The following is a 17,072-nucleotide window of genomic DNA, read 5'->3' on the forward strand; positions in this document are numbered from 1 at the left end:
GCACTGCCTCACTTTACCTTTGCGCCATGCAAATTTTAAACGGCAAGGAAGCCGCTCAGGCCATCAAGGATTCGTTGAAGATCAAAGTAGCACAGCTTGCGTCGCAAGGAAAAGAAGTACCCCACCTGGCGGCCATCCTGGTGGGCAACAACGGCGCATCGGAAACTTATGTAGCCGCAAAAGTGAAGGCCTGCGAAGAAGTTGGTTTTAAATCTACCCTCATCAGGGCCGAAGAAAATATCACTGCACAAAAACTGCTCGAAACCATCCGCGAACTGAACAGCGACCCCGATGTGGACGGCATTTTGGTGCAACTGCCCCTGCCCAAACATATTTCGGAAGATGAAGTGATCAACGCCATTGATCCCGGCAAAGATGTGGATGGTTTTCATCCATCCAACGTAGGCCGCATGGTGCTGGGACAAAGTACATTTGTACCCGCAACGCCTTACGGCATTATGCTGCTGCTGGAGCATTATAAAGTGGAAACAAAAGGTAAGCACGCCGTGGTCATTGGCCGCAGCAATATCGTAGGCCGCCCCATGAGCATTTTGCTCAGTGGCAACAGCAATCCCGGCAACTGCACGGTTACCTTGTGCCATTCGCATACGCCCAACCTGAAAGAACTTTGCCTAAATGCAGACATCATTGTTGCCGCACTGGGCCGCGCAGAGTTTGTAACCGCCGATATGGTAAAAGACGGCGCGGTTGTAATTGACGTAGGCATTACCCGCGTGGAAGATGCCACCAAAAAATCGGGCTTTAAACTGAAGGGCGATGTGGCTTATGATGAAGTGGCGCCCAAGTGCTCGTTCATTACACCGGTGCCAGGCGGTGTTGGTCCCATGACCATTGCTGCATTGATGAAAAATACTTTTAAATCCTGCGCCCAAAAACATTACGAAGAAGCGGAAAGCGAATAGGAATATCGAACAGGCGAACAAGGAATGTCGAACAGAAGAAGGCGAGGAGAATATCGAACAAGGAACAAGGAATGTTGAATGATGAATTAGGAGTTATGAGTTATGAATTTGGCTGAACCCTCAATAATTTATAATCCATAATTAATCATTCATCATGCTCATCCGTCTGCTCGTTATTCATTGCTGTATATAAAAATCATGACTGAAATAGCAACAACAATAACAACGCTGCCTGTAATGGAGCACTTTTACACCCTGCAGGGTGAAGGTGCTTATATGGGCAAAGCCGCATATTTCATCCGCCTCGGCGGATGCGATGTGGGCTGCGTGTGGTGCGATGTAAAAGAAAGCTGGGATGCTGCAAAGCACCCGCATTGGGCGGTAGAAGACCTGGTGGCAACCGTTAAGGAAACACCTACCGAAATTGTGGTCATCACCGGCGGCGAACCACTGCTGCACGATCTTTCCGAACTAACCGACAGGTTGAAAAGTGTTGGTATCCGCACCCATATTGAAACATCGGGTTCATCGCCGCTGAGCGGCACGTTGGACTGGATCACTTTATCGCCCAAAAAATTCAAAGCACCGCTGCCCGAAGTGCTTGCGGTTGCCAACGAACTAAAAATTGTGGTGTTTAATAAATCGGATTTTGCATGGGCCGAACAATGGGCTGCACATGTGGCGCCGCACTGCCGCCTGTACCTGCAACCCGAGTGGAGCAAGGCTGCGCAAATGACACCGCTGATCATTGATTATATCAAGGCCAACCCGCAATGGCAGCTATCGCTACAGGTACATAAGTACATCAATGTGCCATAAGCAGCTTAAAGTTTGAAGTTTAAGGTTTAAAGTTGGCCGCTGCATCTTGTTCTGTTACTGCAAAAAAGCGCCTCAAACAGGCAATTAACTTTTACAGTATTTACATACCGACGCAACAACCTTAGACCTTAAACTTCAAACCGTAAACTATAAACCGCAAACTTCTAAACTCGTATTAAAATCGTGCTTCGCTTCTCCGCCGCACCACCGAACGGCCTATCTTCAATGCATGAAAAACCGGTGCACCCTATTCCTTTTTGCCGCAGTTTTTTTATTCCAGGCAGCGCAGGCACAATACAATCCCGATAAGGTTGCCAAAAAAGCCGTGGCTGCCTACAACGAAGCCATGCAACAAGCCGAGAACGGCGCATTTCCCCGTGCTATAAAATTGCTGGAAGATGCTGTGCAAAAAGACGCTGGTTATGTGGAAGCGTGGCTGTCGCTGGGTGGTGTGTACGGGCAAATGAAACAACACGAGCAAAGCGTGGCAGCTTACGAAAAAGCTTTTGCGCTGGACTCCAACTATACTTCCGATTTCCGCCTGCCCTACGCCATCAACCTGGCGGGTATGGGCCAGTTTGATAAGGCGCTCCAGGTAACCAATGCATTGCTGGGCCGCCCCGGCATTGGCGCCAACACCCGCAAGGCCGCGGAGTATCGCCGCAAATCGTACCAGTTTGCCGTGGAATTTGCACAATCCGATGCCGCTAAAAATTATGTGTTCAAACCAGAAAACCTAGGCAGCAGCATCAACTCGCCTGCGTCGGAATATTGGCCATCGATGTCGGTGGAGGGTAACCAGATGATTTTTACCCGCAGGGATGGCGACGAAGATTTTTATATCAGCGAAAAATCGGGGGCTGGCTGGCAGCCCGCATTCCGCCTCAATGGCAGCATCAACACGCCCAACAACGAAGGCGCACAAATCATTTCGCAGGACGGGCAGTGGCTCGTATTTGCCGGCAAAGACCGCCCCGGCGGCTATGGTGGTTTCGATATTTACGTAGCCTACAAAACGCCGCAAGGCTGGAGCGAAGCCATTAACCTGGGGTCAAAAATTAATACCGATTCGTGGGAATCGCAGCCCTGCCTGTCGCCCGATAAACGGGCCATTTATTTTGCCAGCTCAAGGCCCGGCGGCTACGGCGGTTCTGATATTTACGTGTCGTACCTACAGCCCAACGGCCGCTTTGGCGAGCCGCAAAATATGGGTCCGGGCATCAACACCGCAGGCGAAGATGCCTGTCCGTTTATGCACGCCGATGGACAAACGCTATACTTTTCATCCAACGGCTGGCCCGGCTATGGCGAGGGTGATATTTTCGTGGTGCGCCGCACCGATACCGGCTGGACGCAACCGCAAAACCTGGGTTATCCCATCAACACCATCAACAACGAAGCAACGCTTTTTGTAGAAGCCGACGGGCAAACGGCTTACTATTCGTCCGACCGCAGCGACAGCCGCGGCGGGCTGGATATTTACCGCTTTGAGCTGCGCCCCGATGTGCGGCCCGCAAAAACACTGTGGGTAAAAGGCAAAGTGTTTGACCAAAAAACTACGGCCGGTTTGCCATCGGCTGTGGAGTTGATTGACCTGGCGACGAACAAATCTTTTTCGCGGGTGCAAACCGATGAAGCGGGCAATTACCTCATCACGCTGCCGCTGGGCAAAGACTATGCGTTCAATGTGGCCCGCAAAGGCTACCTGTTTTACTCCGATAATTTTTCACTGAAACAAAAACCTGCAGATTCCACGTATCAGAAAGACATTCCACTGCAGCCCATTGAGCTCAATGCATCGGTAGTGCTGCGCAATATTTTCTTTGATGTAGCCAAATACAACCTCAAGCCCGAATCGCAGGCCGAACTGGACCGCGTGGTGGCTTTGCTACAGGAAAATCCATCGCTGAAAATCCAGATTGAAGGACATACCGATAATGTCGGTTCAGCCGCCGATAATGCAACCCTTTCGCTCAACCGCGCCAAGGCTGTTACCACTTACCTATCCGGCAAAGGCATTGAGGCTGCACGCCTCCAGGCCAAAGGTTTTGGCGCCACCGTGCCCGTTGCCGATAACAACACAGATGCCGGCCGTGCACAAAACCGGCGTACGGAGCTGAAGATTGTGGGAAAGTAGGGATGATAGATGATAGTTGATAGTTGATAGTTCGGAGTTAAGGGTTTGAGGTTATAGTGATGAATACAACTCCATACCAGCATTGCCATCCCGCCGTCATTGCGAGGCGCAGCAGTGGTTGTCATTAATCCTACTCCTTATGCGCCGAAGCAAGCTCCACTATCAATGAAAGCGTTCAATAATTACAAACAGCAATAAACCACAAGTGGCGATCTGACAACCAGGCCGCCACTTGTTTTTCCACCACCCTACAAAACTCCAATCAAACATTTTTATTTACCCCGCCAATTGCACCAACCCCATTCATTTTCTATCTTAACCGCCGCCATTAGTCAATCGTCAATCGTCAATCGTCAATCGTCAATCGTCAATCGTCAATCGTCAATCGTCAATCGTCAATCGTCAATCGTCAATCACAAACCACTAACTGCTCATGACCGAACTGCTTTATCAGCTGGCCCTTAGCCAGATCCCACAAATTGGTGTTGTACAAACCAAGATACTGGTGCAGCATTTTGGCGAAGCCGCCGCTATTTTCAAAGCAAAAAAGCACCAGCTCGAAAGCATCGAAGGCATCGGCGCAGTGCGGGCTTCGGCCATTCGCTCCTTTAATGATTTTGGCGCAGCGGAAGCAGAGCTGCAGTTTTTAGAACAGTTTAAAATAAAACCGCTGTTCCTCACCGATGCTGCTTACCCGCAACGCCTGCTGCATTGTACCGATGCGCCTTCCCTGCTTTTTTACCGCGGCAATGCCGATCTGAATAATTCCAAAATACTGGCCATCATTGGCACCCGCACCAACACGGAGTATGGTAAAAAGTGCACCGAACAACTCATTGCCGACCTGGCGGCGCATGGTGTGCTCATTGTAAGTGGTCTTGCATTTGGCATTGATGCCATTGCACACAAAGCAGCCCTCAAAAACGGCTTGCCAACGGTAGGCGTAGTGGGCCACGGGCTCGATAAAATTTACCCGCACCAGCACAATGCACTGGCCCGCGAAATGGCCTTGGGTGATGGCGGCCTGCTATCCGAATTTTGGAGCGGCACTAAACCGGACAAACATAATTTCCCACTGCGCAACCGCATTGTTGCAGGCATGAGCGATGCAACGCTGGTGATTGAAACCGATATCCGCGGCGGCAGCATGATCACCGCCCAACTGGCCGATGGCTACAACCGCGATGTGCTGGCGCTGCCCGGCCGCACCACCGATGTAAAAAGCCGCGGCTGCAACCACCTCATTCAGCAAAACCGCGCCACCATGTTTACAGATGCCGAACAACTCATGACAACTTTGGGCTGGCAAACAGAACCGCAAAAAGCCAAACCAGCGCAACGCGTTTTATTTATTGAATTGACTCCCGAAGAACAAACGGTAGTGGCGATGCTGCAGCAAAAAGATTCGGTGCACATCGATGAAATCAACCTGCGTTCGGGCTTTAGCAGCAGCACTACCGCAGCCGCTATTTTAAATCTTGAATTGGCCAACGTGGTGCAATCGCTGCCCGGAAAAATGTACAAGCTGGCTTAGTTGCTACCAGTTTGAACCAGTGCATTTTTCATTTTTTTTAAAAATATTTCATCTACCAAAGTGGCACTGCCATAGGGCTGTCAGTGGGGGCTGGTTTCTTTGTATGCATAAACCAAAAACGTTTTACAAATGGAAACCCTCCAACTGACAGAAACCACCAGCGCCCACATTACCCCCGATCAATTGCTCCAATACTGGCAAGGCAACAGAAGGCTTACCCGCCGGGTGATTGCGGCTTTCCCAGATGAACATTTCGCCACTTTTTCCATCGGTGGCATGCGCAGCTTTGCCGACATTACCCTTGAGCTCCTCGACATGGCGGAAGGCATGCCGGGCCTGGCACACGGCGTATGGAAAACGATGGAAGAACTGGCCCATGTGGGCGAAGACTGGCCCAAAACCAAAGCGGAAATTTTGCGGCGCTGGGATGCCGCCACGCAGCAGATAGACGAACTGTGGCCCGCACTTACACCGGAGCGCATGCAGCAGGTAGACAAAGCATTTGGCATGTACGAAGGACCGGTTTACTCCACGTTGCTGTATTTTATCGACAATGAAATTCACCACCGCGGACAAGGCTATGTGTACCTGCGGGCACTGGGCGTGGAGCCCCCACCCTTTTGGGATCGCCAATAATTAGGGCGCATCATTTTTACCCATATAAAACCTTTGTACACCTACAGGGCTGCCCGTTTGCAGCCCTGTATTTTTTAAGGCACGGGCTGCTTCCCTACTTCACCGGTTCGATATTCTGTGTTCGTCTGTTCATCTGTTCCTTTTCTTCGTCGATGTTTGATATTTGCCGGTTCCCCTATCTTTGCACATGGCTGTAAATAACAACCCCACCGAACGCAACTTCCTCGAAGGTTTGACATTTGATGACGTACTGCTGGTTCCGGCTTATTCCGAAATTCTTCCCCGCGACGTTGAGATCAAAACAAGATTAACCAAAAACATTTCGCTCAACATTCCCATGCTTTCTGCAGCAATGGACACCGTTACCGAAGCGGCCCTGGCCATTGCGCTGGCCCGCGAAGGCGGCATCGGCATCCTGCACAAAAACATGAGCATCGAACGGCAGGCCGAGCAGGTGCGCAAGGTAAAACGCAGCGAAAGCGCCATGATCATCGACCCCATTACGCTGCTGCACAACGCTACTATTGGCGATGCCAAGCGCCTGATGCGGGAAAATAAAATCGGCGGCATTCCCATTGTAGATGGCGAAGGCAAACTAACGGGCATCCTCACCAGCCGCGACCTGCGGTTTGAAGAAGACATGCAGCGCCCCGTTAGCGAGGTAATGACCAAGGAAGGACTCATCACTGCTCCGGAAGGCACCGACCTGAAAAAAGCAGAGATCATTTTCCGCCAAAACCGCATCGAAAAGCTGCCCGTGGTGGACGGCAGCGGCAAACTCATTGGCCTCATTACTTATCGCGATATTCAACAGGTTACTTCATTCCCCAATGCCAATAAAGACAGCAAGGGCCGACTGCTGGTAGGCGCCGCCGTTGGTGTTACCCGCGATCTGCTGGACCGTGTGGCTGCACTGCAACATGTAGGCGTCGACGTTATTTGTCTTGATAGTGCCCACGGTCATTCCAAAGGCATTATTGATTCGGTGCGCAGTGTAAAACAAGCCTTTAAAGACATCAACGTAATTGCGGGCAACATCGCCACCGCCGAAGGCGCACAGGCGCTGGTTGATGCCGGTGCCGATTGCGTAAAAGTGGGCATTGGCCCGGGTTCTATTTGCACCACCCGCATTGTGGCCGGTGCAGGTGTGCCGCAGCTTACCGCCATTATGCAGGCCCATTCGGTGCTGCGCAAAGCCGGCGTTCCGCTTATTGCCGATGGCGGCATCCGCTACACCGGCGACATGGTAAAAGCACTTGCTGCCGGCGCCGATTGTGTGATGATGGGTTCCATCTTTGCGGGCACCGAAGAAAGCCCCGGCGAAACCATCATTTACGAAGGCCGCAAGTTTAAAGAATACCGCGGCATGGGCTCGCTGGGCGCCATGGCCACCGGCTCCTCCGACCGCTACTTCCAGGATCCCGAAGCCGATGTAAAAAATATGTACCCGAAGGCATCGAAGGCCGTGTGGCATATAAGGGTTCGCTTCGCGAAATTGTGTACCAGTATGTGGGCGGCCTGCGTGCCGGCATGGGCTACTGCGGCGCCAAAAACATTGAAGAACTGAAAGCGGCAACCTTTGTAAAGATCACCAACGCCGGTATGCGTGAAAGCCATACCCACGATGTAGAGATCACAAGGGAAGCACCCAATTATAGCAGGAAATAATCCAAAGTTGTAAAAGCAGCGTCCTAAACAACATCAAAGATTCCATCTCTTCAAAAGATGGAATCTTTTTTATGGAGCCAACTGTTGCAACTCGTTTGATCGCCTGTTGCGTCGCACACTTGTACGGCTGGTTCGCTATGGGGCAAATAAAGGTTTGAAAATTGTAAGGTGTTGTTGATCACTCTTTTCAAAAACGATGTTTATGATCAACGCAGAAAACTTAGGCCCCAATGCTCCGTTCAATGGAGCCGCAAATGCGGCAATCCGTGTGGAGCACCGCTACATTGCCCGCGGCTGGTACACACCGGCCGGCGCCACGGCGCTCCTGCTCGGCACGTTTCCATCCGTGCTTATCCGCGAAGCATTTGGCAGGGTGCGCTCCTCCGATGTTGATTTCTTTTACGGCAGCGCCGACAATAACTTTTGGAAAGACCTTTCACTTATTTACCAAACGCCGCTCCTGTATGCCCGCACCGAAGAAGCCGTGCAGCAGCGCATGCACCTGCTCGATGACCTGAAATTGGCCCTATCCGATGCTATTTTTGCCTGCACTACTACCGGCAGCGCCATGGATACGGCCCTGCAAAATATTGAACTGAATACCGGCATCATCCGCACCCTGGATAGCCATCCAACCATTGCCACGCTATATTTTACTTCCTCTTCAGGGAAAGTAAACGCCGAATCTTTAACGCTGCGGCTCCTAAAAGAAAACGGCCGGCTCAGCGGCATGAAGATCATCCAGCAAAGCCGGCCCCGCCGCAGGCAATTTATGTATACCGATGCGGCCGGCGTTCAGCGCATGATGCACACTGTTACCCTTATTTCCCCATCGCCACTCGCCGAGCAAATGGCCGGCATCAGCCCGCTCCAGCGCAGGGAACGCTACCAAACCTGGTTGCCGAAGAAGGTTTAAAGTTTAATGTTTAATGTTTAGAGAACAGCCAACATCAAAAACTGATGAAGCCATTGAACACATTGAACCAATTGAACAACCTTTAACCTTAAACTTTAGACTTTAAACCTGAAACTTCATTACTCTCCAAACCACCGCTGCCGGAATTTTTGATAAAAAAACGAAACGATCAGCAGCAGCAAACCCAGCACTACGTAAGCCACCACTTTATGCCCGGCCGAAAAGCGCTGGCTATCCAGTGCAAGCAGTTTGATTAACGTCAGCGCCATCAACGCCAGTGAGGCCAGCCGCCACAGCTTTTCGCGCAGCATGGCGCCCAGTGCAAACATACCCACTGCCAGCAGCAGCCATAGCAGCGTTACCGGTAGCCCATCGAGGTAAAAAGCCGCAGCCAGCACCGCCAGTGCCACTGCCCACATATAATGCATTTGCCGCAGCAACGGGGACGCCGGCAGAATCTTATAAAAAAGGCCACCCTGCAACGCTGCAAAAAGGGCACAACAAATGCTTACAGCCGCAAGGCCCGCATCGCTTTGGGCCGGCGAAAAAACAAACAACGCACTAAAATATAACGCTGCATTATTCAGCACCTGCTGGTAAGCATCGGCTGGTCTGGCGCTTTCTTTTTGCCGCCAGGCAGCATACAGCGCCATTATCGAAAACAGAATGAAAAAAGCAATAAGAAATGTGGTTGCCGAACCAGTTTGCGCAGAGGTAAAACGGGTGCTGCTCCATCCAATAAACAGCAGCCAGGTAAGTGCCTGCGCCACCTGCCCCACTACCCGCCAGTCCATTTTGATGCGCAAAAAAAGTACACCGCAATTGATGATGAGGATGTAGAGAAATAACAGGTCGGCACGCTCCGAATTCTTGCTCACCAAAAACGGAATGCCGTACGCACCAATCAATCCCAGCAAAGCAATTTCCGGCCGTTTGTAACGTACCGCTTCAAATGCTGTAAAAATGGTGAGCAGCACCATTAACGCAAACACCGCGGCAAAAGGTAGCAGCCCATAATACACATGCGCCGCATAAGAGGTAAAATAAAAAGTGGCCATGGCACCACTGAACAGGATGGCACTGAACCGCTCATAATCTTTGCGCAATCGGTAGGCAAAAAGGAGCAGCAACGCACCTGCGCCATAGGCCAGCGCTATGCGGGTGGTTTCGGAAATGAGGTTGCGGTCGAAGGCATATTTTACCCCAATGGAAACACCAATCACCAGCACCACAATGCCCACGATGTGTATGAGCCGCAACCCGATAAAATTCTCGAGTGTGATTTTTGGCTGCGCGGACGACGGTTGCACATATTTGTGAGCATTGCCACCCTGCAACTGCGCAATGCGGGTTTCGATCTGTTGCAGGCGAGCATACTGCCCTTCCATATTCTTTCGAATGGCCTGCACTTCCTGTCGCAATGCGGCTAACTCGTCCTGTTCATCCATAGCCGAAAATTAACAAAACTGCGTTGCTTTTAACAGCGGCACCGGCAGGGGCCGTTCTTTTTTAATTATCTTTCCCGCCCAAATTTGGCCCACTTGAGAAGAACCCTGCTGCTTGGCTGCCTGCTTTTTTTGATTTCTATTATTGGCTTTTCACAGCCCGATTCGTGCAGCACCCGCATCAGCATGCTTACCTGCAGCCCCGGCATCGACCTGTACTCTACTTTTGGCCATACGGCCATCCGCGTTCAGGATCCAATGGCTGGCACCGATATCGTGTATAATTACGGCACTTTTGAGTTTTCACCCGACTTCTATATCAAGTTTATCCGGGGTAAATTGAATTATGCCCTTGCCACCGAAAGCTATGCCGACTTTTTGTACACCTACCAGTACGAAAGCCGCAGCGTGGTGGAGCAGGAGCTGCTGCTTACCTGCGCCCAAAAGGAACAATTGTGGATGGCGCTGCAGCAAAACGCGACGCCCGAAAACCGATTTTACCTGTACGATTTTTTGTTTGACAACTGCACCACCCGTGCCCGCGACATGATTGTAGCACATGCCGGCAAGCCGGTGACGGTGCCCAATGTGCTGCCTGATAGCAACACCACTTTTCGCAACATGCTGCACACCTACCTGGACCGCGGTGGGCAGCATTGGAGCAAACTGGGAATCGATATTTTGCTGGGTTCCCGCATCGACAGAAAAGTGGAACAAAACGAGGCAACGTTTTTACCCGATTTTCTACTCAAGGCCATGAACGGCGCCACCGGTGGGGGCAGCCGCATTGCCACTGACCCGCAGCCGCTGCTCACCATGCCGTCAACGTTAAACAAAGGCACGCTGCTTTTGCCGTCGGTGGTGTTTGGTGCCGTGCTGCTGCTGGCCTTAGTGCTTAGTTTTTATAAAAGGGGTGCTGCGCAAAAAGCGTTGCGCATCTTCGATCGCTCTTTATTTGTGCTGTTGGGGCTGGCCGGCGTGCTGCTCGTGTTTATGTGGGTAGGCACCGACCACCGCGACACAAAAGATAACTTCAACCTATTGTGGGCCATGCCCACGCATCTGCTTGGTGCCTACTTATTGGGCCGGGGCACAAAAGGGGAACACCTTTATTTTAAAGCCGTATTTTGGATTACCGTTGGGCTGCTGGCAACCTGGGCATTTTTGCCGCAGCAACTCAACACAGCATTGCTGCCGCTGGTGGCCACCGTGGCCTTGCGCAGCGGCATGCTCGGAAAACTTTTTGGTCATGCTTGAAACAACCCGCACTATATCCGGCGTTCCCCTTTTTTATCGCACAACCGGCGAAGGGCCTGCTGTGGTATTGCTGCATGGCTTTGGTGAAACGGGCAGCATTTGGAACGACCAGGTGGCGGCACTTTCGGGCTATCGCCTCATTGTTCCCGACCTTCCCGGCAGCGGCCAGTCGGCAATGATTGGGGATATGAGCATGGAAGGCTTGGCCACAGCCGTACACGGGTTGCTGCAGGAGTTGGGTATTGAACGCTGTGTGCTCATTGGCCACAGCATGGGCGGCTATATTGCCCTTGCTTTTTTGGAGAAGTACCCGGAAATGCTGTCTGCCATTGGCCTGTTTCATTCCTCCGCATTTACCGACAGCGAAGAAAAGCGGGCCACCCGCCAGAAAGGAATCCAGTTTATTGAAAAACACGGCGCTGCTGCTTTTTTGGAAACTGCTACGCCCAATCTGTACAGCCCGGCCACCCGGGACGAACGGCCGGAGTTGGTTTCAGCCCATATTGAATCGGTAAAAGAAGCCTCAGCAGCAGCGTTGATCGCTTATTATCGGTCTATGATGCAGCGCCCCGACCGCACCGCCCTGCTCCAACAAAATAAAATACCGGTTTTGTTTGTTTTAGGGAAATACGACACCGCTGTGCCCATGGCCGACGGGCTGGCACAGGCGCACCTGCCGGCAGTTTCCCATGTGCACTTGTTAGAGCACTCGGGACATATGGGCATGAAAGAAGAAACGGAACGGAGCAACGGGCTGTTGCAGGCATTTTTAACCACCATACACCATTGAACCAATTGTTGCCAACCACCAACATGAAAAGAGCAGCGCTACTAATTACTTTTTTCCTTTCGGCACTGGGTGCTTTTGCATCGCATATTGTGGGTGGCGAAATGTATTACGAATACCTGGGGCCCGGTGCGGCACCCAATACCCATAAATACCGGATTACCCTGCGCTTGTTTAGAGATGAGTTGTGCGCAGCGCCCTGCGCCGACATGCCTCCCAATGTTTGGATTGGTGTATTTGATAATGGCACGGGGCGACAGTATCCTGGCCCAAACCAGTACACCGAAGTAATTAAAGGCAACGAAAATCCCATCAGCATCGGCAATCCGCTGCCCTGCGTAGTAAATCCGCCGGCACTCAGCTACAACGCAGCAGATTATTCTTATACCATCGACCTGCCCATTAACGCAAAAGGATATACGGCAGCCTATCAAACCTGTTGTCGCGTAAATCCCATGAACAACGTGTTCAATACCGGGCGGGTTGGTGATGGCACCGGCTCGACCTACATGGCACAGATACCCGGCACCGAGGCTTTGGGTAATTCAACGCCCAACAGCAGCCCCAAGTTTGAAACCTTAGCGTCCAGGATTTGCGCAGGCAAACCATTTTCGCTTGATTTTTCGGTAAAAGAAGAAGATGGCGACGAGATCAGTTATGTGTTTTGCGAAGCATATGGCGGTGGTCTTTCTACCAATTCCAGCAACATCAATCCTTCAGCCCCACCCTATCAATCGGTGCCTTACATTTCGGGCTATAGTGCAGGCCAACCCATGGGCGAAAAAGTAACCATTGATTCCAAAACCGGTATCATTTCCGGTATTGCACCACCTGTTGGCCGTTATGTGATCAGTGTGTGTGCTTATGAAACAAGGGGCGGTAAAGTGATCAACATCCACAGGAAGGACTTTTTAGTAAACGTGGCCGACTGCGATTTTGCCGGCGCCCAACTGGATCCATCATATTCTTTTTGCGAAAGCCTAACCGCATCTTTTCAAAATCAGAATCCTTCCAATTTAAACAAGACCTACTTCTGGGATTTTGGCGATGGCAACAGCTCTACGGTTCAATCGCCGGTGCATACTTATGGCGATACCGGCACTTACAAAATAAAACTGGTAGTTAACCGCAACGAACCTTGCGGCGACTCAACCACAGCCGAAGTAAAAGTGTACCCCGATTTTAAAGCCGACTTTTCATTTGCCGGCGGCTGTTTTGACAAACCCACCCAGTTTACCGACCGCACCACCACTACTTACGGTCAGGTTGCCTCCTGGAACTGGAGCTTTGGCGGCACTGGCCCCGGCCAAACCTCCACAGCGCAAAACCCTACCCATGTATTTCCTGCCATGGGCCAGCAACAGGTGCGCCTGATCGCCACCAGCAGCAAAGGGTGCAGGGATACGATTCAAAAAGCCATCCCCATCACCGACAAACCTTTTATCGACCTGCGGTTTAGGGATACACTGATTTGCAACGGCGACCGGCTGCAGCTGGAAGCTTTTGGGCAAGGCAATTTTACCTGGACGCCCGGCACTTCCATTGAACAGGCCAACACGGCCACGCCAACGGTTTTCCCGGCCAGCACCACCAATTATGTGGTGCGCCTCGACCAGGAAGGCTGCATCAACCAGGATACCGTGCAAGTGCGGGTGGTCAACTCGGTATCGCTGTCCATGCCAGCCGACACTGTGATTTGTGCCACCGACGCCATACAATTGATACCGGTTTCCAATGGGCTGCGCTTTGCCTGGAGCCCTGCATCTTCGGTGAGTAATCCGGATATTTTAACCCCCAGTACGGCACCGGCCGCAACCACCACCTACCAGCTCAGCGCCACTATTGGCGGCTGCACGACCACCGAATCGATGAAGGTGGCCGTGGTGCCTTACCCGGTGGCCGCTGCCGGCGATGACCAATTGATTTGTTTTGAAAATACTGCGCAGCTGCAGGCTTCGATGGATGGAACCAGGTTTGAGTGGACCCCCGCAGCGCTGCTGGAAAACCCAACTGCTATTGCTCCAACCACCAAACCACTGCTCGCATCTCAGCAGTTTATACTAGCGGTGTATGATAATAAGGGCTGTCCTAAGCCCGGCCGCGATACGGTGCTGGTGCAGGTGTTGCCCTCGATCAACGCCTCGGCCGGCCGCGATACATCGGTGATTGTGGGCCAACCGCTGCAACTGCAGGCTACGGGCGGCAGCACTTACCAATGGTTGCCACCCCTGGGGCTCAATAATCCCAATATTGCCAACCCCATTGCCGTGTTCGATGGCAGTCAGGAAACCGTGACCTACCAGGTGCTGGTGGCTAACGAGGCCAGTTGCGTGGATTCGGCCAGCATTACAGTGCGCATTTTCCAAACCGACCCGCGGGTATTTGTGCCAACCGCATTTACCCCCAACGGCGATGGCAAAAACGACCTCTTCCGGCCTATTGCCGTGGGTATGTCGCAGATCCAATTCTTCCGGGTGTTCAACCGCTGGGGCGAAAAAGTGTTTGAAACAACCAAAAGTGAAGACGGATGGGACGGCCGCATTGGCGGCCAGCTGCAGGCATCGGGCACTTTTGTGTGGGTGGTAAAAGGCATTGATTTCAACGGCAAGGAGTTTTTTGCAAAAGGCACGGTGACGCTGATCCGGTAGGGAGTGAGGAGTTGACAGTCTGGAGTTGGGAGTTGAGAGTTTGCAGTTGCCAGCAGTGGTTAACGGACAATTTTTTCGGATGTTTTTTATTTTTAAAATAAACAACATAACCGCCGGACAAAGCCGTTCGACTAAAAGACAAAAAACAAACGACAACCACAAACAATGCACGCTGTTCATTCCATTCTGTTGCGGCCAACGGTGCTTTCCGACCTGGATGTGTTGTTTGTTTTTCAATTGGACCCGGAAGCCAATTACCTGGCCGCATTTACTTCGAAAGATGGAACAAATAAACAAGCTTATTTAGCCAAATACACGGCGCTGCTCAATAACCCAACCATCAACATGCAAACGGTGCTGGTTGATGGTATGATTGCCGGAAGCATCTCGAAATTTGAAATGGAAGGCGATGCGGAAATCACCTATTGGTTCGACAAAAGATGGTGGGGAAAAGGCATTGCGTCGGCTGCGCTCCAGCAATTTTTGCTGCTGGAAAATACCAGGCCCATTTATGGCCGCGTTGCTTTTGATAACATCGGGTCGCAAAAAGTGCTGGAAGCAGCGGGCTTCCGAAAAACAGGCACCGACCGCGGCTTTGCATATGCACGGCAAACCGAAATCGAAGAAACTATTTACAAACTGCATTAATAAAAAATGCCGCTCATTCGAAGCGGCATTTTTTATATGTTATACTGAAGGATTAATTTCTGAATACTGTGCCCTGTTGTTGCTGCGGTGCGTTGGGTGCTGTTTTCTTCAGCAGCATTACGTAACCACACAGGTTTTTCTTTTGCTTTTTATTTACCTGCACTGGCCTGATCATGTGGAACTCCGAAAACTGCGGCTGGTATGAGTAAGTGATGATGTTGCCATCTATATCGCCCCACATTTTCTTTTGGTACACCACCTGCTTTTCGTTCCAGTCGAACATGCGCACCTCGTACAGTCGTGATGTGGGCTCGCCGATGAACACAAACTGGTACCAGCTGCGCTCCTGCAGCGGAACGATCACCGGCATTTCGTACTCGCTTTCCATGGTAATGGATGCTTCTTTCAGTACTGTAAAACCATCTTTTGCGTAAAGGGATTTAAGGCTGTCGACCTGGCCTTTGATGAAGTCGCTTTTACATTCCTGCAGCCGGATCACATCCTGCGATCGGGCAGCCGAGAAAAACAGGCACAAGGCCAGCATGAGGGATATTGGTTTGGACATAGGGTACTTTTTGTACGAACGGATAGGTAGCATAAAAGTAAATGGAAAATGGGTGAAGATTAAATACTTAGCGGCCATTTTTAGCAGGCTAAGTAATAATCCTAAGTAATTCTACAGGTTTGGTGTTTCGCGTTCCCTTAACGGCTGCCGTCATCGGCTTATTGCCCGCTAACCAATTGGGTGGACAAATTTACCCCACAACAAAAGGCCGGCAATGGCCGGCCTGTGTGAATTGGCTTTAACTATGTGTGAACTATCCTTTGTGCAGGTAAAATGAATTGGCCTGCGCCGTGGAGGTTACCACCAGGTCGTTGATGCACACATGCGGCGGCAGCGTTGTGGTGTAGTAAACAATATCGGCCACATCCTGCGCCACCAGCGGCTGGTAGCCTTCGTATACTTTGCGGGCTGCATCTTCATTGCCTTTAAACCGTACGTTGGAAAACTCGGTGTCGGCAGCGCCGGGGTGCACCGCGGTAACTTTAATGGCATGTGGCAACAGGTCGATGCGCATGCTTTTGGAAAGCGCATCCAGTGCATGTTTGCTGGCGCAATAAGCATTGCCCCACTGGTACACTTCTTTGCCGGCCGTGGAGCCGATATTGATGATCTGGCTGCCGCCGGTTTGTATTAAAAAGGGCAGCGCTGCTTTGGTTACATACATCACCCCTTTTACATTGGTATCGATCATGGTTTCCCAATCATCGAGGTTGGCTTCGTCAAACGGGTCGCGGCCTAGGGCCAGGCCCGCGTTGTTGACCAACACATGTATTTGCTGCCAGTGTTGCGGCAGGCCTTCGATAGCTGCAAAAACGGCCGACCGGTCCTGTACATCAAAAGGCAGCAGCAGGCATTCGGCGCCCCACTGTTGCTCCAGGTCTTGCGCCAGTTGTTGCAGGCGTTCCTGGCGGCGTCCGTTCAGGATGATTCGGTAATTGTGCTGGGCAAATGTGCGGGCACAGGCTTCGCCAAAACCAGAAGTGGCGCCGGTGATGAGTACTGTTTTTTTCACCGTGTAAATATAGCCCAATGACCGGAGCACGATCGGCAAAATAGCGGGCACCAACTGTTTGATTCTTATCCCGCACT

At 51.5% G+C, this 17,072-nt stretch carries 15 protein-coding genes; 12 read left to right on the forward strand and 3 right to left on the reverse strand.

What is annotated here, in order from left to right; genetic code table 11:
* The first annotated feature begins 26 nt into the window (after positions 1-26).
* The 8 genes from EPD17_RS17820 (at position 27) to EPD17_RS17850 (ending at position 8,633) form a co-directional block, all read left to right on the forward strand.
* Positions 27-923 carry a bifunctional 5,10-methylenetetrahydrofolate dehydrogenase/5,10-methenyltetrahydrofolate cyclohydrolase gene (locus EPD17_RS17820; RefSeq protein WP_132055874.1) on the forward strand — a complete coding sequence of 299 codons (897 nt, stop codon included), beginning with the start codon at positions 27-29 and terminating at the stop codon, positions 921-923.
* Between the two features lie 198 nt (positions 924-1,121).
* A complete protein-coding gene (locus tag EPD17_RS17825) occupies positions 1,122-1,742 on the forward strand; it encodes a 7-carboxy-7-deazaguanine synthase QueE (protein ID WP_240040664.1) in 621 nt (206 codons plus the stop codon).
* A 229-nt stretch (positions 1,743-1,971) separates the two neighbouring features.
* Complete coding sequence (locus EPD17_RS17830; protein ID WP_132055875.1) at positions 1,972-3,879, forward strand: OmpA family protein; 1,908 nt, start codon at positions 1,972-1,974, stop codon at positions 3,877-3,879.
* A 433-nt stretch (positions 3,880-4,312) separates the two neighbouring features.
* Positions 4,313-5,413: a DNA-processing protein DprA gene (dprA, locus tag EPD17_RS17835; protein WP_132055876.1), complete on the forward strand. Its 1,101-nt coding sequence runs from the start codon at positions 4,313-4,315 to the stop codon at positions 5,411-5,413.
* Positions 5,414-5,542: 129 nt separating this feature from the next.
* Positions 5,543-6,049: a DinB family protein gene (locus EPD17_RS17840; protein ID WP_132055877.1), complete on the forward strand. Its 507-nt coding sequence runs from the start codon at positions 5,543-5,545 to the stop codon at positions 6,047-6,049.
* A gap of 187 nt (positions 6,050-6,236) precedes the next feature.
* The gene (guaB, locus tag EPD17_RS17845) at positions 6,237-7,616 is read left to right on the forward strand and encodes an IMP dehydrogenase (RefSeq protein ID WP_262707869.1); all 1,380 of its coding nucleotides are present in this window, start codon (positions 6,237-6,239) and stop codon (positions 7,614-7,616) included.
* Positions 7,544-7,717, forward strand: a complete 174-nt coding sequence (locus tag EPD17_RS20450; protein ID WP_262707879.1) for an IMP dehydrogenase — start codon at positions 7,544-7,546, stop codon at positions 7,715-7,717. The genes guaB and EPD17_RS20450 overlap by 73 nt, the downstream gene beginning before the upstream one ends.
* A gap of 202 nt (positions 7,718-7,919) precedes the next feature.
* Positions 7,920-8,633, forward strand: a complete 714-nt coding sequence (locus EPD17_RS17850; protein ID WP_132055878.1) for a uracil-DNA glycosylase family protein — start codon at positions 7,920-7,922, stop codon at positions 8,631-8,633.
* 119 nt (positions 8,634-8,752) lie between these two features.
* On the opposite strand, the gene EPD17_RS17855 is transcribed toward EPD17_RS17850, so the two are convergent.
* Complete coding sequence (locus tag EPD17_RS17855; protein WP_132055879.1) at positions 8,753-10,081, reverse strand: DUF2339 domain-containing protein; 1,329 nt, start codon at positions 10,079-10,081, stop codon at positions 8,753-8,755.
* Between the two features lie 93 nt (positions 10,082-10,174).
* Here EPD17_RS17855 and EPD17_RS17860 point away from each other — a divergent pair, with 93 nt between their 5' ends.
* From EPD17_RS17860 to EPD17_RS17875, 4 genes are all read left to right on the forward strand, one after another.
* Entirely contained in the window at positions 10,175-11,335 is a 1,161-nt protein-coding gene (locus tag EPD17_RS17860; RefSeq protein WP_132055880.1) for an Lnb N-terminal periplasmic domain-containing protein, read from the forward strand.
* Positions 11,328-12,125, forward strand: a complete 798-nt coding sequence (locus EPD17_RS17865; protein ID WP_132055881.1) for an alpha/beta fold hydrolase — start codon at positions 11,328-11,330, stop codon at positions 12,123-12,125. The genes EPD17_RS17860 and EPD17_RS17865 overlap by 8 nt, the downstream gene beginning before the upstream one ends.
* A gap of 23 nt (positions 12,126-12,148) precedes the next feature.
* Complete coding sequence (locus tag EPD17_RS17870) at positions 12,149-14,770, forward strand: PKD domain-containing protein (RefSeq protein WP_132055882.1); 2,622 nt, start codon at positions 12,149-12,151, stop codon at positions 14,768-14,770.
* Positions 14,771-14,935: 165 nt separating this feature from the next.
* Entirely contained in the window at positions 14,936-15,418 is a 483-nt protein-coding gene (locus EPD17_RS17875) for a GNAT family N-acetyltransferase (RefSeq protein ID WP_132055883.1), read from the forward strand.
* Between the two features lie 52 nt (positions 15,419-15,470).
* On the opposite strand, the gene EPD17_RS17880 is transcribed toward EPD17_RS17875, so the two are convergent.
* Both EPD17_RS17880 and EPD17_RS17885 read right to left on the reverse strand, forming a co-directional pair.
* Positions 15,471-15,983, reverse strand: coding sequence for a hypothetical protein (locus tag EPD17_RS17880; protein ID WP_114234797.1), 513 nt, complete (start codon positions 15,981-15,983; stop codon positions 15,471-15,473).
* 253 nt (positions 15,984-16,236) lie between these two features.
* The gene (locus EPD17_RS17885; RefSeq protein ID WP_132055884.1) at positions 16,237-16,995 is read right to left on the reverse strand and encodes an SDR family NAD(P)-dependent oxidoreductase; all 759 of its coding nucleotides are present in this window, start codon (positions 16,993-16,995) and stop codon (positions 16,237-16,239) included.
* Positions 16,996-17,072: the final 77 nt, after the last annotated feature.

Origin of the sequence: Pseudocnuella soli (genome assembly GCF_004347775.1) — a bacterium.
Taxonomy (GTDB): Bacteria; Bacteroidota; Bacteroidia; order Chitinophagales; family Chitinophagaceae; genus Flavisolibacter; species Flavisolibacter aquaticus.